This is a genomic window from Labrenzia sp. PHM005 (assembly GCF_006517275.1).
In the GTDB taxonomy this organism is placed as follows: domain Bacteria; phylum Pseudomonadota; class Alphaproteobacteria; order Rhizobiales; family Stappiaceae; genus Roseibium.
The window spans coordinates 3,758,769-3,785,241 of sequence record NZ_CP041191.1 but is presented as its reverse complement, the minus strand read 5'-3'; the positions used below and the strand labels follow the sequence as shown (position 1 = coordinate 3,785,241).

At 54.9% G+C, this 26,473-nt stretch carries 26 protein-coding genes; 7 read left to right on the top strand and 19 right to left on the bottom strand.

From position 1 onward, the window contains the following. Positions 1-31: 31 nt before the first annotated feature. The 5 genes from FJ695_RS17130 to FJ695_RS17110 form a co-directional block, all read right to left on the bottom strand. Complete coding sequence (locus FJ695_RS17130) at positions 32-1,120, bottom strand: hypothetical protein (protein WP_141186577.1); 1,089 nt, start codon at positions 1,118-1,120, stop codon at positions 32-34. Positions 1,121-1,433: 313 nt separating this feature from the next. Continuing rightward, the gene (locus FJ695_RS17125; RefSeq protein ID WP_141186576.1) at positions 1,434-1,730 is read right to left on the bottom strand and encodes a PAAR domain-containing protein; all 297 of its coding nucleotides are present in this window, start codon (positions 1,728-1,730) and stop codon (positions 1,434-1,436) included. Positions 1,731-1,824: 94 nt separating this feature from the next. Next, entirely contained in the window at positions 1,825-3,816 is a 1,992-nt protein-coding gene (locus tag FJ695_RS17120; RefSeq protein WP_141186575.1) for a M23 family metallopeptidase, read from the bottom strand. Between the two features lie 83 nt (positions 3,817-3,899). Continuing rightward, positions 3,900-5,834, bottom strand: a complete 1,935-nt coding sequence (locus tag FJ695_RS17115) for an adenylate/guanylate cyclase domain-containing protein (RefSeq protein ID WP_141186574.1) — start codon at positions 5,832-5,834, stop codon at positions 3,900-3,902. Then, positions 5,831-6,517: a hypothetical protein gene (locus FJ695_RS17110; RefSeq protein WP_209010698.1), complete on the bottom strand. Its 687-nt coding sequence runs from the start codon at positions 6,515-6,517 to the stop codon at positions 5,831-5,833. The genes FJ695_RS17115 and FJ695_RS17110 overlap by 4 nt, the downstream gene beginning before the upstream one ends. Before the next feature lie 280 nt (positions 6,518-6,797). Between FJ695_RS17110 and FJ695_RS17105 the strand changes: the two genes are divergently transcribed. Then, positions 6,798-7,649, top strand: coding sequence for a GNAT family N-acetyltransferase (locus FJ695_RS17105; protein WP_141186573.1), 852 nt, complete (start codon positions 6,798-6,800; stop codon positions 7,647-7,649). Between the two features lie 9 nt (positions 7,650-7,658). Here FJ695_RS17105 and FJ695_RS17100 read toward each other — a convergent pair whose 3' ends face one another. The 8 genes from FJ695_RS17100 to FJ695_RS17065 all read right to left on the bottom strand — a co-directional run bounded on the left by FJ695_RS17100 (position 7,659) and on the right by FJ695_RS17065 (position 15,725). Next, entirely contained in the window at positions 7,659-8,603 is a 945-nt protein-coding gene (locus FJ695_RS17100; RefSeq protein ID WP_141186572.1) for an ornithine cyclodeaminase family protein, read from the bottom strand. Between the two features lie 100 nt (positions 8,604-8,703). Next, on the bottom strand, positions 8,704-9,804 hold the full coding sequence (locus FJ695_RS17095) for a calcium:proton antiporter (RefSeq protein WP_141186571.1): 1,101 nt from the start codon (positions 9,802-9,804) through the stop codon (positions 8,704-8,706). Positions 9,805-9,948: 144 nt separating this feature from the next. Then, entirely contained in the window at positions 9,949-10,341 is a 393-nt protein-coding gene (locus tag FJ695_RS17090; protein WP_141186570.1) for a hypothetical protein, read from the bottom strand. A gap of 218 nt (positions 10,342-10,559) precedes the next feature. Continuing rightward, positions 10,560-11,294: an ABC transporter ATP-binding protein gene (locus FJ695_RS17085; protein ID WP_141188779.1), complete on the bottom strand. Its 735-nt coding sequence runs from the start codon at positions 11,292-11,294 to the stop codon at positions 10,560-10,562. 44 nt (positions 11,295-11,338) lie between these two features. Further along, on the bottom strand, positions 11,339-12,094 hold the full coding sequence (locus tag FJ695_RS17080) for an ABC transporter ATP-binding protein (protein ID WP_141186569.1): 756 nt from the start codon (positions 12,092-12,094) through the stop codon (positions 11,339-11,341). Positions 12,095-12,105: 11 nt separating this feature from the next. Next, a complete protein-coding gene (locus tag FJ695_RS17075) occupies positions 12,106-13,251 on the bottom strand; it encodes a branched-chain amino acid ABC transporter permease (RefSeq protein WP_141186568.1) in 1,146 nt (381 codons plus the stop codon). A gap of 4 nt (positions 13,252-13,255) precedes the next feature. Next, entirely contained in the window at positions 13,256-14,284 is a 1,029-nt protein-coding gene (locus FJ695_RS17070; protein ID WP_141186567.1) for a branched-chain amino acid ABC transporter permease, read from the bottom strand. Between the two features lie 88 nt (positions 14,285-14,372). Beyond that, entirely contained in the window at positions 14,373-15,725 is a 1,353-nt protein-coding gene (locus FJ695_RS17065; RefSeq protein WP_141186566.1) for a substrate-binding protein, read from the bottom strand. A gap of 485 nt (positions 15,726-16,210) precedes the next feature. Between FJ695_RS17065 and FJ695_RS17060 the strand changes: the two genes are divergently transcribed. The 6 genes from FJ695_RS17060 to FJ695_RS17040 all read left to right on the top strand — a co-directional run bounded on the left by FJ695_RS17060 (position 16,211) and on the right by FJ695_RS17040 (position 21,531). Then, the gene (locus tag FJ695_RS17060; RefSeq protein ID WP_141186565.1) at positions 16,211-16,819 is read left to right on the top strand and encodes a pyridoxamine 5'-phosphate oxidase family protein; all 609 of its coding nucleotides are present in this window, start codon (positions 16,211-16,213) and stop codon (positions 16,817-16,819) included. Beyond that, entirely contained in the window at positions 16,816-17,949 is a 1,134-nt protein-coding gene (locus tag FJ695_RS17055) for an agmatine/peptidylarginine deiminase (protein ID WP_209010697.1), read from the top strand. The genes FJ695_RS17060 and FJ695_RS17055 overlap by 4 nt, the downstream gene beginning before the upstream one ends. Before the next feature lie 11 nt (positions 17,950-17,960). Next, entirely contained in the window at positions 17,961-18,359 is a 399-nt protein-coding gene (locus FJ695_RS17050; RefSeq protein ID WP_141186563.1) for a DUF2306 domain-containing protein, read from the top strand. A gap of 135 nt (positions 18,360-18,494) precedes the next feature. Continuing rightward, the gene (locus FJ695_RS28185) at positions 18,495-18,683 is read left to right on the top strand and encodes a hypothetical protein (RefSeq protein ID WP_209011235.1); all 189 of its coding nucleotides are present in this window, start codon (positions 18,495-18,497) and stop codon (positions 18,681-18,683) included. Further along, on the top strand, positions 18,608-19,345 hold the full coding sequence (locus FJ695_RS17045) for a DMT family transporter (RefSeq protein ID WP_209010696.1): 738 nt from the start codon (positions 18,608-18,610) through the stop codon (positions 19,343-19,345). The genes FJ695_RS28185 and FJ695_RS17045 overlap by 76 nt, the downstream gene beginning before the upstream one ends. Before the next feature lie 140 nt (positions 19,346-19,485). Further along, positions 19,486-21,531, top strand: a complete 2,046-nt coding sequence (locus FJ695_RS17040; RefSeq protein WP_141186562.1) for a M3 family metallopeptidase — start codon at positions 19,486-19,488, stop codon at positions 21,529-21,531. Positions 21,532-21,680: 149 nt separating this feature from the next. Here FJ695_RS17040 and FJ695_RS17035 read toward each other — a convergent pair whose 3' ends face one another. From FJ695_RS17035 to flhA, 6 genes are all read right to left on the bottom strand, one after another. Next, positions 21,681-22,139: a hypothetical protein gene (locus tag FJ695_RS17035; RefSeq protein WP_141186561.1), complete on the bottom strand. Its 459-nt coding sequence runs from the start codon at positions 22,137-22,139 to the stop codon at positions 21,681-21,683. Next, complete coding sequence (locus tag FJ695_RS17030) at positions 22,136-22,534, bottom strand: hypothetical protein (protein ID WP_209010695.1); 399 nt, start codon at positions 22,532-22,534, stop codon at positions 22,136-22,138. The genes FJ695_RS17035 and FJ695_RS17030 overlap by 4 nt, the downstream gene beginning before the upstream one ends. Beyond that, the gene (locus FJ695_RS17025; protein WP_141186560.1) at positions 22,534-22,965 is read right to left on the bottom strand and encodes a rod-binding protein; all 432 of its coding nucleotides are present in this window, start codon (positions 22,963-22,965) and stop codon (positions 22,534-22,536) included. The genes FJ695_RS17030 and FJ695_RS17025 overlap by 1 nt, the downstream gene beginning before the upstream one ends. Before the next feature lie 97 nt (positions 22,966-23,062). Continuing rightward, positions 23,063-23,443 carry a flagellar biosynthesis protein R gene (locus FJ695_RS17020; RefSeq protein ID WP_141186559.1) on the bottom strand — a complete coding sequence of 127 codons (381 nt, stop codon included), beginning with the start codon at positions 23,441-23,443 and terminating at the stop codon, positions 23,063-23,065. Positions 23,444-23,447: 4 nt separating this feature from the next. Further along, entirely contained in the window at positions 23,448-24,224 is a 777-nt protein-coding gene (fliR, locus tag FJ695_RS17015) for a flagellar biosynthesis protein FliR (RefSeq protein ID WP_141186558.1), read from the bottom strand. After that, complete coding sequence (flhA, locus tag FJ695_RS17010) at positions 24,221-26,311, bottom strand: flagellar biosynthesis protein FlhA (RefSeq protein WP_141186557.1); 2,091 nt, start codon at positions 26,309-26,311, stop codon at positions 24,221-24,223. The genes fliR and flhA overlap by 4 nt, the downstream gene beginning before the upstream one ends. Between the last annotated feature and the right edge of the window lie 162 nt (positions 26,312-26,473).

Sequence of the window (26,473 nt, the reverse complement as noted above, 5' to 3'; positions counted from 1 at the left end):
GTTTTGATGGAAGAAAAGCGGTTAACGCCGATCAAAAAGCCGGTTCACCGATGGTCGGACGGTAACCGAACCGAAGCGCGGGCTGGTTGTTCAGCGCCAAACGGATCCGCCGCTCCAAACGGGCGATTTCGGTAGTCAGGCTCTGAATTTGCACCTGTAATCGGGCCTTCATTTGCGTCAGTTCGCTGTAGGGGCGCTGCCAGTACTGCACCAGCACCGAAGAGACGGCGAGCCGGAGGTCATAATCGCTGATATCCGGGTTTTCCCGGCGAACCAGGGCAGATACCTCCCTGTTCAAGACATCATCGATTTCGCCAAAGCGCATTCCATCAAGACCTAGAAAGACCTGAGTGTCTTGCTGAATTCCGCCGATATCCTGGTTCAATGTCGTCCGGCATGCTTCGCCGCAAATCCGCGCCAACCGTTCCAGGAAAGCCCGCTCTGTCTGTTGATCCCGGCCCCAGCGGTCATAGACTTGTTTGGCCAATCTCAAAAATTCAGCCGCATCCTTTAGATCGCCCAACCCTGGGCGCCGGGCACTGCCATCACGTTCCCGGAGAAAAGAGCCACCATCGTTTTCCGGGGAATCCAAAAGATCGAATTCATAAGCATGCCCTTGCCGCTGCTCAGCCCATTGTTCCAGGGCGTATTGAACCCCGACCACTGGCGCTTCGACCATGAGTTTGACTGCATGATATTCAATCAGGATGTTTCGCAAGGCTGGATTGCGCGCGACCGCGACAACATTGTTGATCTTGTCCAGAATGGCCTTTGCGGCCAGCGCCTCTTCAACGGCAGCTGTTGCTTGGGCATACCGAACGCCCTGCGTTGTTGCATAGGCCCCTTCGGCGACATAGGCGCCTGCCATCACGGCTTCCACCGCCGCTGTCAGACCGAGCGTTGCGATCGACACGACCACATGGACGATCAGTTGATTGACCGCGTCATCCATGCGCTGCGCATGGCGGACATGGCGTTCTGTTTCAAGATTTTGCCCGTGATAAACGACCCGCATCTCCAGCCGCTCCTGAGCAGCAGCAACAGCGGCCAGAGCAGATGTTTTGCCCATAAGCTGAGCGGACATTTCGGCAAGACGGTCAAATTCAGTATTGTTTGGCACGGCAACTCTCCCAAACTCCCACGGTGCTTATTCAGGACCGGGAAATTTGCTTCCGGGTTTCTTTGCCCACGCAAACAATTTATTTGATTTCGAAGAATTTCTAAGTGTTACAAAACACAAATCAGCGAATTAAAGAATAATTTTTAATTGAATATCTAATATATAAAACTTTTTTTACATAGTACTAATTCACAATGAGAACCGAATTTACATATGTGATCAAGACTGCACAACAAAACAAGCTTCATTCGCTAAAACCATGTTCATTCTCAACTAATCCCGAAAATGCCGCGGCGAGTTTTCCGGCAAACAATCAACCGCCAACCAAGACGGTGAAGTCACCGGTGGTGATCACGCCACCTTTCAGGGTTGGGTCCCCAATCCGTGCAAGGGGCAATCCGTTGACCAATACTGTGACCGATCCCATGATGATCGGGTCGACATTCGCCGGCGGCGGACCGACGCAGGCACAAAGATCTGTCATCCGCGCAGCCGGGCGTTTTCCGATCAGCGTTGTCACCGCACACGGCGGAATGATTGGCAATCCGGGAGGGATCGGTGTCATGGGGCACACGTGAAAATCGCCCAATCGGGCAGCCGGACGGCTCATTGATGGCTCCTGTCTCGGTTTGTTGTTTCACTATACTCCAAAACTGGCGCACTGATTGCGATTTACATCACAAACTATCGGAGTTTGACCGAGCCTATTGTGTCGTCAGGACCGTCTGAACAAAGTCCCGGTACCCTTTCAAAGCCGGACTGGACACGGTCTGCGGTGCATCGGTTCCTGTCTCCATCTCAAAAGCCAGCGGGTCTGTCGGTTCGCCGCGTTGGCGGATTTCAAAATGAAGGTGCGGTCCGGTGGAGAGGCCTGTCGTCCCGACATAACCGATCAGATCTCCGGCTTGCACAACCGATTCCAGCTCAATGCCCTCACCGTACTCATGCAAATGCGCGTAGCGTGTGGTGATGCCGTCTTTGTGACGCAGCTCAATGAAATTGCCGTACCCACCGCGGACATCGCGGTAACTGACCTTGCCTGAAAAGGCCGCCCGGATGGGGGTGCCCGTCGGCGCGGCCCAATCAACACCGGCGTGAAGGCGGGAGGTCTTTTTGATCGGGTGAAACCGCATGCCAAATTTGGACGTCAGAACACCTTTGACCGGAACCAGCATCGCACCAGAAATGCTGACCTTGCCGCCTTCGTTGACGCAGGCGAACCGCGGACTTCCCGGGGCTTTGAGGACATAACAGCGGACCGACCAATTGTCGCCCCGCCGGACACCGGCAAAAAGAACCCGGCCACCACCGCGTTTTTCATCCCTGGGCTGAGCTGAAAACAAGAGTGTAAACCGTTCGCCCGGTTTGACGGCGCGTTTCAGGTCAGTGGTTGGGGCGAGATAAGCAATCGCCTCGCCGACGATTGAGGCAGGAACGGCATTCCTTATGGCAGTCGCGTAAAGACCGTCAATCAGCCGGTGGCTTTTGGCTTTGCCGTCCTTGTCATCTTCACCTGGATCTTCCTGTTCAAACGGTTTGCCGAACCAAGGATCTGCACCCGCCACATACCCCGACTGATCCCGGCTGGTGGAAAGCGAGGCCGTTCCCAAGTAGCCGTCGGCGGCATAGAGGGACATCTGAACCGGCCGGTAATAGTCGCCGATCCGGCCTATCTTATTGGGCAAACGAACACCTCGAACAGCGACTTTATCGCCCGCGACAAAATCGCCCCGTCCAAACTTTGATTTCATGAAACCTGCCGCGTCTGCAGCAAACTCTTTGTCGAACCCGTGCGTGGTCAAATAGGTCTCAATCGGCACCGCCTTATCAATAGCCTCCCGAATTTCAATCCGATGGGCACCCTGACCAATCGGCCGCTCATTCAGATAAAGATCCAAGGTATTGGTTGCCGGTTTCAAAAACACCGGCAGTGCAGCTCCGGCATCCGCAGGATCTTCTTCAACGATGTCCAGACTTTCAGAATCCTGACCTCCGCCAAAATTGCCAAACTGGAAGTCCGCCTCGGTTCCGGGCGCGCGGATCACGAGTGTTCCGCTCTCATCCAGCATTTGACTGTCGAGCACATAGGCAGCCGCCGCATTGGCAAGACCAAACTTGTCGCTGCCGCTGTCCAGTCCCAGAGGGCGTTCCGACAATTCGATACGTTGATGGGCGTCGGCGGAACGGAGCAATACCGGATCACCAGCCAGCGGGATCACCGCAGACAAGGCCATGTCATAAAACGGATCGGCCGGCGTTTCGAGCTCGTCAGAATTGACCTCAGCAGTCACCTGTTCCTGCGCGTCTTCAGATTGGCCTGGCGGCATTGCCTGTTCAGATTGTGAGTCACTGACCGCAGGGTCTTCCACCTTCGCCTGCTCAGTTACGGATTCAGCTGTGCTCTGTTGACCGTCCTCTGGCGAAGAAAACGTAATCGCACCGGAACTGATGAGGAGCGCGACACTGCCACCACCAGCTCCCAAGAGCAAAAAGATTACCGCGATGCCAGCAAACTTCCAGAGGTTGGATTTTCCGTTGGATTGTTGGGGCTTTGCAGGACTTTTGTCGAGCGGCCCTGGGTCAGCTTGGACACTTTCGGCAGCTTTAAAAGCAGTCGACGATGCAGGCCGGATGATGGTCTTATCAAACTCCGGCCGCGGCTGTCCGCCTGGTGGATTGTCCGGCCACTCACCCATACGGCCTCACTGGCATCACAATCGATTGTCCTGATTACAGGTAGCAATCAAATGATGCCCGAAAAAGCGCATAATTCAAACAACTAACGCGGAAACTTGACCAGTTTCGGAGGTTGCCGCCGGTCTTTTTGGTCACCGGTTTCCTTATCCGGCTCCATGTACATCGCTGGCACGTCCAGAGTGAACACATGCGTGTCATGGCTTAAACCACGAAGCTGCCCGCTCCAGATCTTTTTAACCGGATAATCTTCCGGTAGTTTGCTGGCGACCGTATCATTCACGGCTAAGCGCACCTTTTTATCCTTAGCAACACTTTCGATCCGGCTCGCAGTATTCACAGTCGTGCCCATCACAGTGAAAGACCGCCGGTGCTGGCCGCCGATATCCCCAACCAGGACAGGACCGGAGTTTAGGGCGATGCGAAGATCCAGCGCGGTCTGACCGGTTTGGGATCGAATGCCATCCAGCAGCTCAACGATCTCCCTCGACGCATCGACCGCTGCTTGCTCCGGATACTCAACAGTATTGGGGGCATTCCACACGGCCATGATGGCATCGCCGATATATTTGTCGATGTATCCGCCGTGTTTGGTGATCACCTGTCCGATGGCATCAAAGCTTGTGTTGACCACCCGCACCACTTCATGATCCGGCAACCGTTCGGACATCTTGGTGAAACCGACAATATCGATGAAGGCAACCACGACATAGCGGGTCTCCCCGCCAAGCTCCGGCAATTCCTCAGACTGGGCCATTTGCTGAATGACATCCGGAGACAGGTAGTGGCCGAAGAGCCGGACCAGTGACCGCTGCCGCCGCTGCAGAACGCCAACCTTGCCGATCGCAGCGACAACCATACCAGAAATGGCCGCGACCGGTGCTACGCCTGGGGCCAACAAATAGCCAAAATCGAGGCCAACAAAACTCAGGCTCAATCCAGCGCTCATACCAATCGCAGCAACGATGGGTAAAACGGAGAGCGGCAACAAAAGACCCGCACACGCGCCAAATATCGCAAATAACACGGCAATTATTGAGAGCGTCCCGGGTGGCGGATCTAAAGCCGTGCGGCCTGATAATGCGGCCCCGATCAAATCGGCCAGAACATATACCCCAGCTGTTGCATGGCGGACATACGGCCGGCCGCTTTCACCGGTCTCTGCAAGGGTGTCCGGCAGCCAAGGTAAGAACCGGTCGGAATAAAGGTGCTCATCTTCATTCGGCATTGTGCTGCCGAAGAGAACCACCCGGCCGGTTGCAAAGTCCCGCAGTTTCTCCCGACCAGTTTCTGTCTCCGCCATCGCCAGAACATCTAGCAGGGAGAGATATGGCAACGACGTCGCCAGTCGGTTTTCCGGTACTGCGACATAACTGTCAGATGCCGATGACCGTACGCTGGCAAGCAACGCATCAATCAGCAAGGGAGATTCATCAAGCGGCGGCTGCGGCGTATGACGGCGAACCACCCCATCGTTATCAGGCGTTACTTCCGCATACCGGACACCGGATGCCCCGGCCGCTGCGGACACAGACCGGTGCGGGACACCCGTGCTTGTTCTGGAAACAAAAACCTTGCCGCGGTTGCGGTATAAAAACCCCAAAAACGGCCGGTCAAATCCGCGCAGCCGAGCTTCGCCGGAATTTGGATCAGCAAAAGAATCTGCACTAAACGCAAAGACAAAGTCATACCCGACCCCGACAGCGCCAGCGTCCAAAATAGCCTGCCCCGCTTCGGCAAAAACCGGTGTCATGAAGACACGCGGCACGGTCGTCAGACGTTTAGAATCGAGGGAAACCTGATCCAGTCCCACCACCGCAACCGGAGACGGCGGAGGTGTGTCTGACTTGGACAAATGCGCACGCAGCTGAAAGATACGATCGGTGACCCAGCCTTCCCAGATCGCCTTGTCGGCAGTCAACCCAAGCAAAGTACCAGCGGCGATCGCCAGAATTGCGATCGCCACAACAAGCCGTTTCCGGCCGGTAAACTGATCTGATATGCGCCTGTCGGCTGTCATTTTACCACGACAACAGCGGTCTTCCGTCCAACAGAAGCCGGGTCGATGGTGAACTTGCGCATAACCACACCAAAGTCCGGTGCCTTACCTTGGAAGAACAACTCGACATCGACCTTGTCCGTTTCTTCACTGCGGACAGGCATGTCAGTCAGGATGTTTTCGCCAAGTTCGAAGCGTTTCGGCGCGCCGCCCTCAAAGGCAACAAAGACCGTATCGTAATCTGTCTTCAGTTGCTCATCAAAGCGTAGCATCAACGACGCGGCCGTCTTGTTGGCCGCTTTTATGCTGCGCAAGGTGACCGTCAGCCCCTTCTTTTCATCAGCGCTCGGAGTGCTGCCGCTGTCAGCCTGCAGGCAATTTCCGGCACGCAGTTCCTTTTCGACACCGCCGTCGATGACGTAACCGGTCGAAGAGATCATGACGCGGCCAGATGTGATCCGAACTTCGCGGCAGGCGCTGTAGTCGAGAAGATCGATATGCCCGGAATTGCCAAGTTCCACGACATCGCCGGGAGACAATTCTGTAAAGGCTGGAAACGTCACTGCTTCGGATTTGTCCAGAACAAGTGCGATTGGTTCAGCCTGCGCAGCCCCGGCTGCCAGAATGCCCCCGATGGCAGCACCGGCAGCTTTCATCCGGGCGGACTTCGGACAGGCGAAGAAGAAACCGGATAGGACCGTCATGTCAGTCTCCTGTACAATAATTCTGTGGCACTGCGTCCTGTGCAGAGGCCTTGTGTAATTTAATATAACAACTGTCTGGGATCTTCATGTGGCGGCTGTCACAAAATGACTGTTTCCGGTCCAAATAGAAAATTTTCTTCCAGACTCATTTGTTGTTACCTTGCCCAAACTCTTGAATCCACTCAGATTATCATAGAAATGAAAAGATAACTCCCTTTTTGCCTATGGTAGCCTTTTCATACCGCGTGCCATTATCAAGCCCCATTCTCCCGGAGAAATCATGACCACCGACCTAAAAATCAGAAATCTCGGCCCGGAAGATATTCAAACCGCCATCGACTTGGCAGCGAATGAGGGATGGAACCCAGGTCTCGAAGATGCGGCCGCATTTCTAGAAGCAGATCAAACTGGCTTTTTTGCTGGCGAGGTAAACGGACAACTGGTCACCGTTATCTCAGCTGTGCGCTACGGTCATGACTTCGGCTTTATCGGGCTGTTTATCACAAAACCGGAACACCGGGCCAAAGGCTATGGGCAGCTCATCTGGGACCATGCCATGAGTTACCTCAACGGCCGGACCTTGGGGCTCGATGCCGTGAAGGAACAGACCCCAAGATACGCCAAACATGGATTTAAGCCAGTCTACCGGAATGTCCGGTATGTCGGGACGCCAATTTGTGACACGCCTATGGACCCCCGGCTCACTCCGTTGGACCAGGATTTGTTTCCGTCTCTCCAGGAGTATGACCGGCGTTTCTTCCCGGCAGAACGAAGCGAATTTATCAAACTGTGGACCTCACCAGAGGCAGAAACCCGCAGCGGATTTGCTTTTGTTGAAGATGGAGAGGTTCAAGGTTATGGCGTCCTGCGTCAATGCGGGGACGGATACAAAATCGGCCCGCTCTTTGCCGACACCCCGGAGATCGCAGAAATCCTTTTCAAGGCCTTGGCAGGCAAGGTGAAAGGACAGACCGTCATTCTGGACACGCCGGAACCAAATGCCGCAGCGTTGCTGCTCGTCGAAAAATACGAGATGTCGCCGGAGTTTGAGACTTTCCGCATGTACAAGGGCCCTGCCCCTGATCTTCCGCTCGATCAGATGTTTGGCATCACCACATTTGAACTCGGCTAACGGACTTTCCTATTTGCTCGCGGTTTTATAGGCGAGCATGGCTCCAGCCAGATCTTCGAGCGCGGCGCCGACGGATTTAAACAGTGTGACCGCGTCATTTGACTGCCGGCCCGGATATGTTCCCCGGCAAAGATCATAAAGGTCTGCTCGAATGTCTTCAGGTGTGATCAAACCAGCCTTCAGCGGCTGGACGATGTCGCCCCCCTCCACCAGGCAGCCGTCGCGGGTGTCGACAAATAGATCGGCACGTTTGATGAGATCATCATCGCTTTCGCGCATGGACGGCTTGAAGGCCCCGACCAAATCGACATGTGCGCCAGGTTTCACCAAGGCACCCTTTACCAGTGGGTCGTTCGACAAGGTCGCAGCACTAATAATATCGGCCTCTCCCAAAGCCGCTTCCAGCTCCTCAGCAACCGTCACATTGATGGAATAAGTGGCACTGATTTGCCGAGCAAAGTCAGCCGCTTTATGTTGAGATCTTCCCCAAATCGTAACTTTGGAGATCGGCCGGACAGCCATATGGGCGCCAACCAGATTGGGCGCCAACCGGCCAGTGCCGACAATAAGCAGGTGACCCGCGTCTTCGCGTGCCAGGTACCGCGCGGCCAAAGCCGATGCGGCCGCCGTCCTGCGGGCTGTGAGTTCACCTCCGTCAATCAGGGCCAGCATCTCCCCGGTTTTGGCGGAACAAAGCAGATATTGGGCCGAGACAGCTGGCAGGCCGCGGTCTGAGTTGCCCGGCACGACATTTGCGACCTTCACACCGCTATACTCACCGGGAACCCAGGCCGGCATCAACAGCATGGTCGCATCCGGTTCACCCTGCATTTCAATGTCGTGGTGATGACGGGTCGGCATCACGCAGCCGGAGCGGAAAATCTCATCCAAACTGTCGATCAACTCAGGAAATGGCAGGGCCTGACGGGTTTGGTCTTCGGACAAAAGCAGCATGGTTTACCGGTACTTGTGAAAAAGATCGGGCCACCAAATCATATTTGTTCCGCCAGACCAAGCACCAGAACGGATTAAACACACATTACCGGATGCGGGTTCAGGACAGATCGAAGATCATCATTATGTAAGCGGCAAACAAAGCCAAATGAACCGCGCCTTGCAGGTAATTTGTGGTCCGGCTGCCGAAGGTCAACAAGCTGACAAACAACGTCAGCATCAGCAGGATGATGTCCGCAGTTTCCAGACCCAGCTCGATCCGTAGGCCGGTGACCCAGCCCACGATCAGCACTGCAGGGACCGTCAGGCCTATGGTCGCAACAGCTGAGCCGAGACAGATATTGACCGCCCGCTGCAGTTTGTTGTCCCGCGCGGCCTGAACCGCACTCATGCCCTCCGGCATCAACACAAGCGCTGCAACAATGAACCCGCTAAACGCAATCGGCGCTCCGACCGCCTCAATGCCAAACTCGACATACAGCGCCAGGCTTTTGGAGAGCAAAATGATTGGCACCAGCGCCCCCATAAGCCCCACGACATGGAACGGCACAGTCCGCACGACGACATCATGATGGCCATCATCATTGCCGCCAACATCGGGCTGCTGAAAGATATCACTGTGTGTAACGGTCTGGATCGCCAAGAACACGCCATAGAGCAATACAGACATGGCAATCTCAAAACCTGCCTGGACGCTCGACAGTTCACCACCGGGGGCGGAATGCGTGATGCGCGGCAAAACCAGCGCAAACACCGCCAAGGGCACCAGAACCGACAAAAACGCGTTGGCTCCTTGCAGATTGTAGCTTTGGTTCCGGTGCCGAATTCCGCCTAGCAGGAGACACAAGCCGACAAGCCCATTCAACACGATCATAATGACCGAAAACATGGTATCCCGCGCCATGGTGGGGACCGCATCGCCGGACAACATAATCGCAACGATCAGGGCAACTTCGATGCCGATTACGGCGAGTGTCAGGATCAACGTGCCATAGGGTTCACCGAAAAGCGTCGCCAAACACTCAGCATGCCGGACAACCGAAAAGGCACACCACATCACCACAGCAAAAATCAGCGCGAGCAGCACCAAACTGCCCGCCGTTCCAACCGTATCCGGTTTCACCGCATCGCCTGCGACTTTAAATCCGGCAAATACAAGAAATGCTACGATGCTGGGAAGTTCAGATCTTAAAATAGACAATCTATCCCCGCCGAGTTCATGAATGGCTGTTTTATCATGCTCAGTATAGGAAAAAGATAAAGGCGGACAACGTACAATTATCCCCCAATCGTAATTCCATTATCTTCCGATCTAAGTTTGATATCCGGAAGTAATAATTCATCTCTATTTGACGGTTATAACGTATTTATTCACAACGTGCCTAATCTCTGAACCTTCGTCATAGTGATCCATAACGAAACCAACCTTAAACGTATCTTCCCCTTTAAAACCGCGTTCCGGCTGGTACAGAATGAAATTACCGGTGACCTGGGTGCCTTCGCACCGGCCAGCCCTTTCGCCGAGCTTATGCTTGTGCTTCTGAAATGTGACTTTCCCGTGTTTTGGTTTTTTTGTCAGCTTTAATATGGGAATGGCCCCAGCTGTGCAGTCGGGATTGTAAACCGAATGACCACCGACATAAGAGGTTTTGTTTGCAGGTGCGTCTCGTCTGATCGTGTCCGCCTGCGCGCAGGCAATAAATCCAATGAAAAAAATGAACCCCAACAAGGACCGCATGTATATTCTCCAAATGCAATTTAATTTCGAAAAATAATAGGTATTTATGACAATATATTCAATCGGAAATAGCAATACTCATCATCAAACCCTGATAAATGACTACCCCTAATTTGTCACCGGATACCAAGCAATATATCCGGCCTGGAATCCTTTTTTGCCGACATAAAAAAAGCCGGCGCAAAGCGCCGGCCCTTTAAAACTCAGTGTCCAGAAACTTAGATCGCGAGATACTCCTGACGAAGTTCAGCGTTATCGAGAACTTCCTGGGCCGTGCCGTCAAACACCACCTCGCCCATATCCAAGATCACAGCGCGGTCGGCCAGATGAAGCGCAGCGATGGCGTTTTGCTCCACGATGATTGTGGTCATGCCAAGCTCTTTGACACCTTCCAGAATGCGCTCAATTTCCTGAACGATTACCGGAGCCAGGCCTTCATAAGGCTCATCCAGCAGCAGCAGCTTGATGTCGCGGGCCAGGATCCGGGCAACGGCGAGCATCTGCTGTTCCCCGCCGGACATGGTCACAGCTTCCTGCATCCGCCGTTCGGCCAAACGCGGAAAGTGTTCGTAAATCCGCTCAATCGACCAGCCCTTCGGCTCGGCAATTTGCGACAGTTCAAGGTTTTCCTCAACCGTCAGGCCTGGAATAATCCGCCGGTCTTCAGGGACAAGACCAACGCCGACCCGTGCCGCTTGATAACTCTGCATATCGTGCAGCGGCTGGTGATCCAGCCAAATCTCGCCACGTGTCAGCTGCGGATCATCCATCCTTGCGATTGCGCGCAAGGTCGACGTCTTGCCAGCGCCGTTCCGGCCCAACAAGGCCAGGATTTCACCTTCACGAACATCGAAATTCACACCCTGAACGATGTAACTTTCGCCGTAGTAAGCATGCAAATCCCAGGCGGAGAAAAAGGCAGGCGCACCACCCTTTGCCGTCACCGGTTTCATACCCGGTGCGGATTTGCCCTCAAACTGGTTTTCCAGAATAGTCGTCACAGGTGCGCTCCTCCGAGATAGGCTTCCTGTACGCGCGGATCGCCTTTGATGTCTTCCGGTTTGCCTTCGGCGATGATCGCGCCCTGAGCCAGCACAGAGACCTTGTCGGCCAGCGAGAACACAACGTGCATGTCGTGCTCGATGACCACCTTGGTAATGCCGCGATCGCCGATCCGTTTCAGAAGATCGATGGTGTTGTTGGTATCTGCACGGGACATGCCCGCAGTCGGCTCATCCAGGAGCAAAAGTTTCGGATCCTGGGACAGACACATCGCCAGCTCCAAGCGCCGTTTATCACCGCGTGACAACGAACCAGCCACAATGTCTTTTTTCTCCGCCAGGCCAACGTCTTCCAGCATGTGCATAGCCTTGTCGATGATCTCCGCATCCTGGTCCAGGCGTTTGAACGCCTGCAGAGCAAAGACACCATCGCGCTTGGCCATACTCGGGATCATGACGTTTTCCAGAAGCGACAAATCCGTGAAGATCTCTGGGGTCTGGAACACGCGCGATACACCGACCTGATTGATCTCATAAGGCTTCATCCCGGTGAGTGAGATGTCGCCAAACATCACGGTGCCTGTGTCCGGCGCCAAACGGCCGATCATGCAGTTCAAGAAGGTCGATTTGCCGGCCCCATTCGGGCCGATGATCGCGTGAACAATTCCTTCTTCTACCGAGAAGTTTACTTCATTGAGGGCTCTCAGTCCGCCGAACGACTTGTTCACGCCCTCTACTTTAAGGATATCCATCTATGTTTTCCTTACTCTGCAGGGGCCGTGGTCGCACCACGGGTGTCTGTGTCAGACTTTGACGTTATGCGCTTAAACAAACGTCCAATCCGCGCGAACCCTTCCATCAAGCCACCTGGCAGGAAGATCACGATCATCATGAACAGAACCCCCAGGGTCAGGTGCCAGCCTTCGCCGACAAATAGACCAGAGATGGCCACAACAGGCGTTTCCACGAAGTCCGGCAGGAAACCAAAGATTTCATGCAAGGTTTGCTCGTTGAAAGCGGAGAAGATGTTCTCAAAATATTTGATCAAGGCAGCACCGAAGATCGGTCCGAGCAAGGTGCCCGCGCCGCCGAGAATGGTCATGAGGACCACCTCACCCGACGCCGTCCACTGCATGCGCTCAGCACCGGCCAGCGGATCCGTGATACACATCAACGCGCCGGCAAGGCCAGCATACATGCCGGAGATGACAAACGCGGCCAGCGTATAAGGACGCGGATTGAGCCCTGTGTATGTCATCCGGTTCTGGTTGGTCTTCACTGCGCGCAGCATGATACCGAACGGCGAGCGGAAGATCCGCTGAGCAACAAAGAAGCCGATCAGCATCACAACGGCGCAGAAATAGAAGCCAGAATAGCCCGTCATTTCGATGCCGAAGAGATTGGAGATCAAGGGACCGTCAGCAGAACCTGCACCATCAAAAATCCGCGGATCGCTTTCCAGAACACGCAGGCCGGTTTCACCGTTGGTGATCGGCGTCAGCACAGAGTAAGCCAGATTGTAGGACATCTGCGCAAAGGCGAGCGTCAGGATCGAGAAGTAAATACCCGACCGGCGCAGCGAAATGTAGCCGATTGCCAAGGCAAACAAGCCGGTTGTCAGCACCGCCAGGATCGCGGCCGGGATCGGGTTCATGCCCAGAAGCTTGAACGACCAGACCGCAGTATAGGAGCCGACCCCCAAGAATGCCGCATGACCAAAGGACAGGTATCCTGTCAGGCCGAACAGCAGATTGAAGCCAGTAGCAAAGAGACCAAAGATTGCGAACTTCTGCAAGAGATCCGGATAGCCGGCCCCGATCGGGGTCAGCCAGATCGGCATTGTCAGTACGGCGCCTGCAAAGACCAGAAAGTAGATCAGATCAAGCGAAGGAGATGAGTTTTTGACCATGTTCTTAGTTCTCCATGACGCCCTTGCGGCCCATCAGCCCGCGCGGACGCACGAGTAGGATGACCACGGCAACAAGATAGATGATGATCTGGTCGATGCCCGGCAGGATTGCCTTGACCTCGTTCATGGAGGCAAATGACTGTAGAATTCCAAGCAGGAAACCGGCTGAGACTGCGCCTGGCAGCGAGCCCATTCCGCCCACAACCACCACGACGAATGACAGAACGAGGAAGTCCATGCCCATGTGGTAATCAGGTGGCAAGATCGGTGTGTACATGACCCCGGCAAGACCCGCGACGACGGCAGCGATTGCAAAAACAATCGTAAAACGGCGCTGGATGTTGATGCCGAGAAGGCCAACTGTGTCGCGGTCTGCCATGCCGGCCCTGACCACCATACCAAAGGTGGTGAATTGTAGGAAAGCAAAGACAGCGGCAATCACGGCAGCGGCAAAGCCGAGATAGACCATACGCCAGTATGGGTAAACGATAACCCCAGGATCAAATCCGAAAATAGCGCCGATATCGGCAGCGCCGCGAACAGCCTCTGGTGCTGTTTGCGGGATCGGATTTGCGCCATACATAGACTTGATGATTTCCTGAATTACGATCGCAAGACCGAAGGTCACCAGGATCTGATCAGCGTGCGCCCGGTTGTAAAAATGCTTGATCAGCCCGCGTTCCATAATGAAGCCGATCAGCAGCATCACCGGAATGGCGACAAGGATGGAGACAGGAACTGAGTAGTTGAGGATCCAGGCGCCGAAATCGCCAAGATAGGCCTCCACATAAGGAACCCGGACTTCCAGTGGTGTTCCCCAGGCCGTTGTTTTGGTTGGGTCCAAGGTCACCAATTCAACACTCAACAGTCTGTTGAAGGTCACCGCGCAGAAAGCACCAAGCATGAACAGCGCACCATGGGCGAAGTTCACGACACCGAGGGTACCGAAAATAAGGGTCAATCCAAGGGCGATCAGCGCATAGGCTCCGCCTTTGTCTAGCCCGTTAAGCAGTTGAAGTAGAATCACATCCATGATTTTGCCGCTCGTTCCAAAGCCATAGGCTCATTTCAGAAAACAGCCGCCGGAGATACACCTCCGGCGGCTGCTTTAGTTCGGGCGATTAAGCGCCGTTGTTGCAAGTGCCGAGTTCACCAGCGACATCTGCCATGTCCGGTGCGTACTCAACCTGTGCACGCGGGGTCACTTCAACCACTTCGAGAAGGTCGAACTGCGAGCTTGGGTTTTCTTTACCCTTCACGACCAGAACGTCCTTGAAGCACTGGTGGTCAGCACCGCGGTAGAGGGTCGGACCATTACCGAGGCCGTCGAACTCGAAGTCCTCAAGAGCAGCAGCAACTGCGCAAGGCTCAAACGTACCAGCGCGCTGAGCAGCATCTGCATAAAGCAGAGTCTGACAGTAGGTGGTGTGAGCTGCCTGGCTCGGCGGGAAGCCGTATTCCTGACCGAAGGACTTGACGAATGCCTTGGAGCCTTCGTCCTGCAGTGACCAGTTCCAGTTGGTAGAACCGAAGATGCCCTTGATGTTTTCACCGGCACCCTGCGCCATCAGACGCGAGAACAGCGGCACGACGATCTGGAAGTCTTTGCCGTTGACTTGCTTGTCGCGCAGACCGAACTGAACAGCCTGTGTCAGGGAGTTCACCATGTCCTTGCCGTAGTGGTTCAGAACCAGAACGTCAGCACCGGAGTTCAGAACCGGAGTGATGTACTGGGAGAAGTCACCAGCGCCGAGCGGCGTGCGGACTGCAGCGGTGGTTTCCCAACCCAGAGCCTCAGTGTACTTCTTGATGGATCCTTCCTGAGACCAGCCCCAAGTGTAGTCAGCGGTCAGGTGATACGCTTTCCGGTCGGAGCCGAATGCGTTCTTAAGCACCGGACCGAGAGCAGCACCGGTCATTTCCGTGTTGAAGAAGTGACGGAAACCGTTAGCCCGGCGGTCTTTACCGGTGGTGTCGTTGGAGTGGGTCAGGCCGGCCATGAAGATGACGCCAGCTTCCTGACACAGAGATTGCACCGCAATCGCCACACCAGAAGACGAACCGCCGGTGATCATCACCGCACCGTCTTTTTCGATCATGCGCTTAGCAGACGCACGGGCTGCATCGGACTTGGTTTGCGTGTCACCGGTTACATAAGCGACCTTTTTGCCGTTGACGCCCTCACCTTGCAGAACCTTGGACGAGAAGGTGTTCAGCATACCGCCGTCGCCTTCACCGTTCAGGTGCTTAACAGCGAGCTGATAGGCGCGCAGCTCATCAGCGCCCTCATCGGCATAAGCGCCGGTCTGCGGGACGTTGAAACCCAAGATAACTTCAGCGCCCTTTGGCTCATTCAAGTATCCAGCGGACCATGCTTTGCTAGTGAAGATAGTCGGTGTTGCAAGAGCAGCCCCGCCCATGGCGCCAGCGCGCAAGATCGAACGGCGATTAAGGGGTTTGCGAATTAAGCTCATTCTTTCCTCCCGAAAGGCATGACATGCTCCCTTTGAGCACGCCTGCAATAGCTGTACAGCGGCCAGCAGCTTCGACCTGTTCCCCGTCCGGTAATCCGGATCCTCTGAGTCAAAACTGCGAGCTGCGCCGACTGTAAAAACGTTGAGAACTGAACAGCAATACGACTATCGGATCGCCCTATTACGAGAGCGTATAATACTTTCGAAGTAACACCGGCTAAATACTGCCAGTGAGAGAGCATTCATGATGCAGCGCAAACATTAAACGCGCCATCATTACAGCCAACCGGCCTCACGGCACGCTGCACCGCAATATAACCTTTACGTAAACCTCTAAAATCAGCCCACTTGGGAGCTATTAGACAAAAGTTATATGAGAATCTGGTATCAGAGCATCGGTTCAACCGTTGCACAGGCTCCGAAACTGCCCATAAAAACAGCATTTGTTTATTTCCTGCCCAATTGGCCAAGCTCATGAGTGTAAAATGACTATTGTTAAAACGATTGATGAACTGGAAAATCACTACGGAGTTCCGGGTGAAACGTCCGTGATCAAGGTGACCGACCGACTCACACGGGCCTACCGGGACATTGTCGAAAAATCGTGTTTTTGCACCCTGACAACAGCTGGCCCTGAAGGGCTCGATTGTTCCCCGCGCGGCGAGGCCGGACCTGTCGTTCGTATCAAAGATTCACGTACCCTGCAGATGCCCGATCGGCGCGGCAACAATCGCATGGATTCGCTGCGCAATATCATTCGCGATTCCCGTGTGTCGCTGATGTTCATGATCCCGGGCTGGAACAATGTACTCAGGATCAATGGACAGGCGGTCATTTCGGTCGACCCGGCTTTGCTGGCGTCCTTTGAAAAGGAAGGCGAACAACCACGATCGGTTATCGAAATCACGACCGAAGAAGTATATTTCCAATGTGCCCGTGCCCTTATGCGGGCAGATCTCTGGAACCTGGACAAACAGGTCACCAAAAACGATGTGCCAACACCCGGCCAGATCCTGCAGGAAATTAAGGACAATTTCGACGGAAAAACCTATGATTCAGAATGGCTGGACCGGGCGAAGGGAACCATGTGGTGACGAAGACAAAGCTCACACGGCGGCAGTTTTTGAAGCGAAGCGGTGCAACCGCCACATTGATGACGGCAGCAGTTTCTGGAGGTGGTTCGCTTATGCCAGCACGGGCATCAATCAATGGATTACCGGATGGCTTTTATGTGCCGGCCGAAGAAGAGCCGCATGAGCGCACTTTCATGCAGTGGCCTGTCAATCGAACCGTGCATCCGGACCGTTGGTTCCTTGCAGACCTGCAACAAACGATCGCCGATATCGCCAACACCATAGCCGAATTTGAGCCGGTCGTAATGCTCATGAGCAAAGAGCACTTGCCAGCTGCTTCCCGGCTTCTTTCTGATCCAGTCGAAGTCTGGGACATTCCGACAGACGATTTGTGGTGCCGGGATGCAGGTCCGCTGTTTGTTATCAATGACAATGGCGGTCTCGCCATCTCCGGCATTCAGTTTAACGGCTGGGGCGGCAAACAGGTTCACGGCAACGATGGCGAGATTGCTGCGCGTGTCGCTCACCGGCTCGGCCTAGAGATCTATCCCAGCGGCCTATTTGGCGAACCTGGCGGTGTGGAATGGGACGGCGACGGCACCTTGCTCGCCCATGAAAGCTGCTGGGTAAATGACAATCGGAACGCACTTCCCAAAGCTGAAATCGAAAACAGATTGCTGTCCGCCTACGGCGCAGAAAAAATGATCTGGGCGCCAGGTGTCCCCGGATACGACATCACGGACGATCACATCGATGCTTTGGCTAGGTTCATTCGGCCGGGTGAAGTCATCATCCAGGTCCCTTATCCTAAAGACGATGATATCTTTTCCGTCTCCGCTAGAAAAACACTATCCATCTTGAGGTCAGCAACAGATGCCCGTGGCCGCCCAGTAAAAATCAGCGAAATCCCCTCACCTGACCGCACCCGTGTGACCTCGGATGACTTTGTTGCCTCCTACGTGAACTATTACGTTTGTAATGGTGCTGTCGTCTGTGCCCAGTTTGGTGATCCGGAGACGGATCATGAAGCGGCTACAACACTGAAGGCGTTGTATCCCGGCCGCGAAGTCATCGCCTTAAATGTCGATCCTCTTGGAGAAACAGGCGGCGGCATTCATTGCGCCACCCAGCAGCAACCTAAGACAGTATAGGCACAACCAGGATGGACCTGACACCCTTGTTTGATGCTGGCTTCCTGATCGCCAGCCATGCAATCGCTGCAACATTGGCGTTTTTTGTGGGAGCCTATCAGCTGGCCGCTGCCAAGGGCTCCGGCCAGCACAGAACACTTGGCTACTTCTGGATCGTCCTGATGCTTTGGACGGCCGGGTCGAGCTTCTTCATCTATGACATCCGCCTCTGGGGGCCGTTCAGTCCGATCCATCTTTTGTCGCTGCTGGCACTTGCCGGGGTCCTCAACGGTGTTCGCGAAGCCCGGAACAAAAAGGTGCCGGAACATCGAAAAACAATGATTTTGCTCTATTCCGGGGCGCTGGTGGTCGCTGGTTTTTTCGCCTTCATGCCCGGCAGGCTGATGCATAAGGTTCTCTTTGGCAGCTGATCCTTCTTTTTTGCAAGGTTTGCATTGGATCAGACCGTACCAAAACCACAATTCCGGCCTTGCCAAGGCAGCTCTTTAGGCCTCTGATGACTGACCGCTGAAGAAGTCCTTTCTCGTCTTTTCAAGTTGTTTTTCATGTCCGCAATCGAACTGAGCCGTCTTGCGAGCACCGTCTTTCTCGCCGTCTCCCTGGTGGTTGTTGGAGACACCTGCGGCAAGCTGTTGACCCAAGCTGGTGTCGCCCCTTTGTGGTGGCCTGGTCCCGGTTTGCCATCGGAGCTTTGGCGCTATTGCCACTGGCCCGGTTTAGCTGGTGCGATTTGATCGTACTGAAGGACTGGCGCGTGCTTCTCCGCGCAGTTTTCATCACCGGCGGCATTTGCTCGATCCTCATTGCCCTCAAAACAGAACCGATTGCAAATGTTTTTGGCGCGTTCTTTGTCGGCCCAATCATCTCCTACATTCTGGCCATCATCTTCTTGAAAGAGCGGCCAACACCTCTCCACTCGCTGTTGCTCGGCCTTGGGTTCCTCGGTGTTCTTTTGGTGGTCAAACCCGGATTTGGCATGTCGACGGGGACATTGTTTGCGATCCTCGCCGGGATTTTTTACGGCTGTTATCTCTTCATGACCAAACTGCTGGCCGGGGCCATGCGCGCAAGTGTCTTGCTGGTTTCGCAGCTTATTATCGGCACGCTTCTGCTCACCCCTATTGGATTGAATTCACCGCTACCACCGAATGACACTGTCCTTTGGCTTCTGATTGTGGCGAGCGCTCTTGGGTCGGCCGGCGGCAATTACCTGCTGGTTGTTGCCAACCGGATGGCCGACGCCAGCCTTGTCGCGCCATTGGTCTACACGCAGCTGATTTCCGCAACCCTTCTCGGCATTTTGGTTTTTGGCGACTGGCCCGATCCAATCGCCCTTGGCGGTCTCACCCTCATCGCCATGTCCGGCCTTGGGTCTCTAGCCCTCAAACGATTCTGATTTTCCTGATCCCAGAAGATCATTTGTGTTGAGGCAGTTTCGTTTGGGCATAAGATCCAATCAAAACAATTGCCTCTTGGAACCGGCGCTCTGCCGCGCCATATCTGAGGAAACAATTTCCGATTGCTTCGAGGACTTTCATGACCGTCAATCCGCTTCTTGCCGACTGGACCACACCGTTCGAGCTACCGCCGTTTTCTGAGATTGAGCCGAGCCATTACAAAGAGGCGTTCGAAAAGTCGATGGCAGACGCACGTATCGAGATCGATCAAATTGCTGATCAGGCGGACGCAGCAACGTTTGAAAACACTGTTGTTGCCATGGAAAAGTCCGGCAAAGTTCTGACCAAGGTCGCCCGGACCTTTTTCAATCTGACCGGCGCCCACACCAATGAATCTCTGCAAAAGATCGAGCGGGATCTGGCGCCAAAACTCGCCAAACACAGCTCGGATACCCTGCTGAACGCCAAACTCTATGGCCGCATTGCCGCTCTTTGGGAACAGAAAGATACGCTCGGCCTGAACGACGAGGACGCTAAGGTCCTGGAGCGCTACTACAAGATGTTCCAGCGCGCCGGTGCCGGCCTTGATGCCGATGACAAGACCCGCATGGCCGGTCTTTCCCAAAAGCTGGCAACGCTGGGCACGTCTTTCTCGCAAAACGTGTTGAAGGACGAATCAGACTACCAGCTGATTCTGGAAACCGATGAAGACCGGGCGGGCCTTCCCGACTTCCTGATCGCCGCAGCAGCTGAAGCTGCCAAGGAGCGCGGCCTTGACGGCAAACACGTCATCACCCTCTCCCGCTCCTCAATCGAACCATTCTTGCAGTTTTCTACCAACCGGCGTTTGCGTGAAGAAGCCTTCAAGGCCTGGTCCGCCCGCGGGGAAAATGGCGGCGAAACCGACAACCGTGCGATCATCAAGGAAACCTTAGAGCTGCGCTCTGAAAGGGCCAAGCTGCTCGGATTTGAAAATTTCGCCGCTTTCAAGCTCGACGACACCATGGCCAAAAAACCGGAGAATGTCCGGGATCTGCTGACCAAAGTCTGGGCGCCTGCCGTCAAACGCGCAAACGAGGAAGCGGAAAAACTGGGAGAGATGGCCCAAAGCCTCGGCGAAAACCATGACATCGAAGCCTGGGACTGGCGGTTTTATTCGGAAAAAGTCCGCAAGGCCGAACATGATCTCGATGAAGCTGAACTGAAGCCTTATCTGCAGCTCGACAAGATCATCGAGGCCGCCTTTGATACGGCAACACGTCTCTTCGGAATCTCTTTCCGAGAATTAAACGACATGCCGGTCTATCATCCAGATGTCCGCGTCTTTGAGGTGCTGGATAAGGCCGGAAACCATGCAGGACTATTCTTGGGGGATTATTTCGCTAGGCCCTCCAAACGTTCTGGCGCCTGGATGAGCGCGTTCCGCTCCCAGCACAGGCTCGACGGTGATGTCACGCCGGTGATCGTCAACGTGATGAACTTCTCAAAAGGCGCGGAAGGTGAAGCGACGCTTTTAACCTTTGACGATGCCCGCACGTTGTTCCACGAGTTTGGCCATGCGCTGCACGGGCTCTTGTCGAATGTCACCTATCCGATGATTTCCGGAACATCGGTCGCACGCGACTTTGTCGAGCTTCCTTCCCAGCTTTATGAGCACTGGCTGTCGGAGCCCGAAGTCCTGTCTAAATTCGCCGTTCACTACAAAACCGGCGAAGCCATGCCCAAAGCACTTTTGGACAAGCTGCTGGCCGCCGCGAATTTCAATCAGGGTTTTGCCACGGTCGAATATACGGCCTGCGCGCTGCTGGACCTCGATCTGCATCTTCTCGACGATCCCTCCAGCTTCGACCCGGTCGAATTTGAAAAGACGGAACTAAAGAAGATCGGCATGCCGAAGGCGATCACCATGCGCCACCGCATTCCGCACTTTCAACATGTCTTTTCCGGCGATGGTTATTCCTCCGGCTATTACAGCTACATGTGGTCGGAGGTGATGGACGCTGATGCCTTTGGCGCCTTTGAAGAAAAAGGCGATATCTTCGACAAGGAAACGGCTCAAAAGCTACTGGACAACATCTATTCTGCTGGCGGCAAGCCCGATCCGGAGGACGCCTATATCGCCTTCCGCGGCCGCGCTCCGAAAATCGATGCTCTCTTGGAAAAACGCGGCTTGGCCGCAGCCTAATTCGCACTATATCGCTGTCCCGGCCTTGAGCCGGGACCGTTTTCCTAATCCAATAGAACAAAAAAACCGGCACTTGCACGAAGCAAACGCCGGCTGGTCGCCCGGGAGGCGGCATGGAGAACGGATGACAAGGGACGATTGCCGAAGCGTTAGTGGCTCAGCACATCCTCCTTGTCGAAATAGTTGAATTCTTCCACCAGAACATCTTGCACGACCTTTCGGCCAATACGCTGATTGGTGACTTCTTTCACATGCTTGGTCAGACTTTCGAGGTCGTAGCGTTCCAGGTTGCGGAAATCGAGGGTTTCATCCGCATAAAGCGCCCGGAAGGCCTCATCGACCAGGAACGGATGCGGCGGCACCGGCAAGCGGCGCAGGGTGTCGCCATCAGCGGTGAACACCAGTTTGGCAACCACATAGCCTTGCAGCGCGCCTTCAAACAGGATCGGCACGTTCACCGGTTTCAAGGTCTCGTAATCGAGCCCGACAAAGGCCGTTTCTTCCGGCGGGCCGGACTGGTTTTGAGCCGAGATATATTTGGCCGTTCCATATCCGGACACCAGCATTGTGAACGACATCCATAGACCTGCCGCTAGCATCTTCATCATCGGGCGGGCTCCGGGAACGGCGCTTCATAGGTACCGTCCGACTCTTGATCAATCATCGTGCGCGACATGATTTGAACAACTTCGGACACCGCATCCATATGCAGTCCCAGAAGTTTGACGTTTTCTTCCAGCGCCGCTTTGAATTCGCGCAGACCGTCCTTCAACTCATCTGTGTAAGCTGGCGCGGGAACCGCCGACCGGGCGCGGGTCAGGTCCAAAAGTGCCTGGCTCTTGCGGTATTCAAACGGCTTCAGATTGGTTGTCGGATCCGCGCGCAATGCCTTGGTTTCAGCATCCACTACTTCAATGGCGCGCTCAACGGCAACAAGCAGAGGCGCGGAAGCGGCCGGATTCCCGATCGGGGTTCGCACGACAAGGTCCTGTGCGGTGTCCATCAGGTTTTAGCTCCTTGAGTGAGAGTGTCTGAGATCAAGTCGGCAACACCAACTCCTCCGCTGGCAGCCAATTGACCAGCAACCTGTTCGGCCAGCATCGATTTCCAGATTTCACCGGTGGTGCCCTTGCCGAACACCATCTCGGCCTCTTTTGGCAGCATGGTTTCAACAAACTGGGTGAGGATCATCGCTTCGAATTTCTCAGCCGGCGATTTCTGCGCCGGAGTTTCCCCGGCACTACCCGGGCGGAACAAATCAAATCCTGCAGTACCCGGAGTGCCAGCTTTTGCAGAGTAAAATGCCAAACTAAAATCAGCACCGCTTGCATTGACAGCCATCGTCTTTAGCCGATTGGCCGCTTCTTTGATTTCCATTGGATCGGCCGCCTTGGCGACATCCAGGATCAAATCTGAAGGGGGCGAAATAGCCATCGCCGGTCTCCATCTCATGCGGACATGCCGCGTCTTGAATTTCTATGTGTTCTAGGCCTTGCAGCTTGCGGCAAGCTTGCGCCCCGGAAGGCGTATTTCACCCATACCGGCGTTCCAAGATCTCTTGCAGATCGCGCTCATCTTCCGCACGTTGTTCTTCGCCCCGCATCACAGCCAGCCGTTCCGACATCACCTTGAGCATCATCCGTTGCCGGTCGAATTCGGAGCTGACCTTTTCGCGCGCGGAGTTGATGCGGGCCATGTCTTCGATGATCATCCGCAATCGCGCGGCCGCATTGGCAATGAATCGGTCATGCTGAGCCAAGTCCCCGGTAGAGAGCGCGGTCAGGATCCGCCGCTCCTTTTCATTGAGTTGATAGGCCTGGTCATCGAGGTTTTGCAGGATCCAGGATGACAGCTTCAATATCTGCTGCTGCATCTTGAACATGCGTTCGATTTCCTGACTGGTTCTTGCCATTGAACTATCCTAGTTGAAGCCAAGTGAAGTACCCGTCGAGGAAGATCATGATGGCTTCGGCAGCGACGAGATAAAGGAAGTAGAGACCGCCCGCAATCACGAACGGCAGTGAGATGAAATAGACCGGAATCTGCGGTGTCAGTTTGTTGATGAGGCCAATCGCCAGGTTGACCACGATCGTGTAGACGACAAACGGGCTGACCACCCGGAGCGCCAGCACAAAAGTGCGGCCAAGTTGTTCGGCAAACTGTTCCAGACTGGCGACCGCGGCCAGCGGCTGGCCGGCCGGGATTACCTCATAAGACGACACCAGCCCGCGCAAGATCTCCCAATGCTGATCGGCGATGAACACCATGGCCGTTGCGGTGAGCGTGAAGAGGTTGGCCACCGGCGGCAGCGCATCAACACCATCAATCGGCATGCCCGGCATGTTGGACAGGCCAATTGCCATGGAGACCAGGGTTGTCAGGGTTTCCAAAGCCGCCAGGAAAATCCGGCCTAGAAAGCCGATGAATATCCCGGTCAACAGCTCCGCACCGATAAAGGTTGAAACGGTGCCAAGGGATTCATCCGGCAACGCCCCCTGGATGTCCTCCGCCAGCAATGGCGACAGAGCCAGAGAAATCGCCAGGGCGATGAACAAACGCACCCGCATCGGGATCCGATTGCTGCCGAAGCCCGGGATCACCATCAAGCAGGCACCAATCCGGCAAAACAGAAGGAATACAGCCAGGATCAGCGAGGATCCATAGGCGCTGAAGAGCATTCCGCCGGGGATCACGACACGGTTCCGAGAGAGGTGACATCAACCCCGCGTGCAATTTCCAGATGGGACAGGACCGGCAATGTCGGGAACATACGTTCCACGATCATGCGCACGTACGGCCGGGCGTCCGGCGCTGCAACGATTGCGAATTTTTGACCGTCCTTCATGTGTTTCTTGACGGCGTCCGACATTTGCGATCCGAAATCTTCGACCAGTTGCGGTTCAATGTCGAACTCGGTGACTTCACCCTTGGCATCGCGTTTCAGCGCATTGTGAAATGCCAGATCCCAGCGGTTGCCAAGGCGCAGCACTTGCAATGGTCCGCCTTCGGCCAGATCACCGCAGATCTGCTGGGCAATGCGCATGCGCACGTGTTCCACCACCTGTTCGGACCGGCGCACGTGCGGCACAATCTCGGCAATCGCTTCAAGGATCAGGTTAAGGTTGCGGATCGATATCCGTTCAGCCAGCAGGAGTTTCATGACCGCCTGCAAACCGGAGAACGAGGTGTGCGCCGGGCAAATGTCATCAAGCAGCTTTTGGTATTCCGGATCTAGCCGGTTGAACAGGTTGCGCATGTCTTTGTAGGAGAGCAGCTGCGGCAGGTTGTTGCGGATCACTTCGCTGAGGTGTGTCAGAACAACCGTGTTGTTTTCCGCCGGTTCCAGACCATAGCGTTTCAGCTCATCCCGGTAGGCAGGCGGCACCCATAAGGCCGGCATGCCGAAGGCTGGTTCGCGGGTTTGATCCGCCGGCACCGGCAAGGTCTGATCTCCCGAAGGAATGACCAGGAGTTCGCCCACTTTCAATTGCTGAGCCGCGACAATCGTACCGTGGATCTTGATCTGATAGCTCTTCGGATCAATGGTCAGGCTATCTGAGACCCGGATTTCGGGAACGACAAAGCCATACAGCTCAGCAAATTTTCGGCGCATTTTGGCGACCCGGCGGGAAAGCTCGCCGTGATTTGCCACAAGTTCTGCGGACAACTGCTTGCCAAGGACTAGCTCTATTTCGGCGGTTTTCAAGGACTCTTTGACGGAGTCTTTTTCTTCCGATCTGGCTTTTTGTTCGGCGGCCTGCCGCTTTTTCTCTTCGGCATCTTTTTGGGCGGCCAAGCGTCGCGGGATTGTGTAACCCATGAACCCCAATACCCCAGCCAGCAACAGAAATGGCAGCATCGGCAGACCTGGCATCAGAGCAAAAACACCCATCAGGACTGCGGCCACGAAAAGTGCCCGCGGATAACCGCTGAGCTGGCCCAAGACCGCCTTGTCGGCAGAACCGCGGGTGCCACCTTTGGAGACCAGAAGACCAGCTGCAAGCGACACGATCAGCGCCGGGATCTGGGAAACCAGACCATCGCCCACGGACAGTTTGGTGAAGACATCTGCAGCATTCGAAACGGTCATGTCATAGCGGGTCACCCCGATGACAATACCGCCCAGGATGTTGACAGCAGTAATGATCAAGCCAGCGACCGCGTCGCCGCGCACAAATTTTGAGGCACCGTCCATAGAGCCGAAGAAAGAGCTTTCTTCTTCCAGTTCTTTCCGGCGCTTCTGGGCTTCCTTGTCATCAATCAGTCCGGCTGAGAGGTCGGCGTCAATCGCCATCTGCTTGCCGGGGATCGCATCCAGCGTGAACCGGGCGCCGACTTCCGCGATCCGGGTTGCGCCCTTTGTTATCACCATGAAGTTCACCGTAACCAGGATCGCAAAAACGATCAGGCCGATGACAAAATCACCGCTCATGACGAACTGGGAAAAGCCGTTGATGACGTACCCGGCCGCTGTCAGACCTTCATGGCCGTTGGCAAGGATCACCCGGGTTGTTGCGATATTGAGCGATAGCCGCAACATCGTCGCGATCAGCAGGATTGTCGGAAAGGAAGAGAAATCCAGCGGCTTTTGGATCCACAAGGCAACCATCAGGATCAGCACGGACAGGGCAATCGACATGGCGAGGCCCACATCAATCAAAAACGTCGGAATCGGAAGAAACAGAACCGCGAGGATCACAACGATACCAAGCGCGAAACCTACGTCCCGGCGGCTTTCTGGAACCCCGTCAACGCCGGATGTAAGGGAAATGTCTGTCATGCCTACTCTCTTGCGCGTGTCTGCTGGTGCAAAAATCACTGCTCAAACTTGCGCGAGGCTTTTTCCGGTTGATTTGGGCAAAGCATTTTTGTTGCAAAACAGAAACGGCGGCCGGCTGGTTCAGTACCCAGCCGCCGCCGTCGCAATCACTATCCGAAACTA

What these genes read in the sequence shown, in the direction of transcription:
- FJ695_RS17125 (WP_141186576.1), bottom strand. Translation starts at nt 1,730, where the DNA reads ATGAGCCGTCCGGCTGCCCGATTGGGCGATTTTCACGTGTGCCCCATG.
- FJ695_RS17120 (WP_141186575.1), bottom strand. Translation starts at nt 3,816, where the DNA reads ATGGGTGAGTGGCCGGACAATCCACCAGGCGGACAGCCGCGGCCGGAG.
- FJ695_RS17115 (WP_141186574.1), bottom strand. Translation starts at nt 5,834, where the DNA reads ATGACAGCCGACAGGCGCATATCAGATCAGTTTACCGGCCGGAAACGG.
- FJ695_RS17110 (WP_209010698.1), bottom strand. Translation starts at nt 6,517, where the DNA reads ATGACGGTCCTATCCGGTTTCTTCTTCGCCTGTCCGAAGTCCGCCCGG.
- FJ695_RS17105 (WP_141186573.1), top strand. Translation starts at nt 6,798, where the DNA reads ATGACCACCGACCTAAAAATCAGAAATCTCGGCCCGGAAGATATTCAA.
- FJ695_RS17100 (WP_141186572.1), bottom strand. Translation starts at nt 8,603, where the DNA reads ATGCTGCTTTTGTCCGAAGACCAAACCCGTCAGGCCCTGCCATTTCCT.
- FJ695_RS17090 (WP_141186570.1), bottom strand. Translation starts at nt 10,341, where the DNA reads ATGCGGTCCTTGTTGGGGTTCATTTTTTTCATTGGATTTATTGCCTGC.
- FJ695_RS17085 (WP_141188779.1), bottom strand. Translation starts at nt 11,294, where the DNA reads ATGAAACCGGTGACGGCAAAGGGTGGTGCGCCTGCCTTTTTCTCCGCC.
- FJ695_RS17080 (WP_141186569.1), bottom strand. Translation starts at nt 12,094, where the DNA reads ATGGATATCCTTAAAGTAGAGGGCGTGAACAAGTCGTTCGGCGGACTG.
- FJ695_RS17075 (WP_141186568.1), bottom strand. Translation starts at nt 13,251, where the DNA reads ATGGTCAAAAACTCATCTCCTTCGCTTGATCTGATCTACTTTCTGGTC.
- FJ695_RS17070 (WP_141186567.1), bottom strand. Translation starts at nt 14,284, where the DNA reads ATGGATGTGATTCTACTTCAACTGCTTAACGGGCTAGACAAAGGCGGA.
- FJ695_RS17065 (WP_141186566.1), bottom strand. Translation starts at nt 15,725, where the DNA reads ATGAGCTTAATTCGCAAACCCCTTAATCGCCGTTCGATCTTGCGCGCT.
- FJ695_RS17060 (WP_141186565.1), top strand. Translation starts at nt 16,211, where the DNA reads ATGACTATTGTTAAAACGATTGATGAACTGGAAAATCACTACGGAGTT.
- FJ695_RS17050 (WP_141186563.1), top strand. Translation starts at nt 17,961, where the DNA reads ATGGACCTGACACCCTTGTTTGATGCTGGCTTCCTGATCGCCAGCCAT.
- FJ695_RS28185 (WP_209011235.1), top strand. Translation starts at nt 18,495, where the DNA reads ATGTCCGCAATCGAACTGAGCCGTCTTGCGAGCACCGTCTTTCTCGCC.
- FJ695_RS17040 (WP_141186562.1), top strand. Translation starts at nt 19,486, where the DNA reads ATGACCGTCAATCCGCTTCTTGCCGACTGGACCACACCGTTCGAGCTA.
- FJ695_RS17035 (WP_141186561.1), bottom strand. Translation starts at nt 22,139, where the DNA reads ATGATGAAGATGCTAGCGGCAGGTCTATGGATGTCGTTCACAATGCTG.
- FJ695_RS17030 (WP_209010695.1), bottom strand. Translation starts at nt 22,534, where the DNA reads ATGGACACCGCACAGGACCTTGTCGTGCGAACCCCGATCGGGAATCCG.
- FJ695_RS17025 (WP_141186560.1), bottom strand. Translation starts at nt 22,965, where the DNA reads ATGGCTATTTCGCCCCCTTCAGATTTGATCCTGGATGTCGCCAAGGCG.
- FJ695_RS17020 (WP_141186559.1), bottom strand. Translation starts at nt 23,443, where the DNA reads ATGGCAAGAACCAGTCAGGAAATCGAACGCATGTTCAAGATGCAGCAG.
- flhA (WP_141186557.1), bottom strand. Translation starts at nt 26,311, where the DNA reads ATGACAGACATTTCCCTTACATCCGGCGTTGACGGGGTTCCAGAAAGC.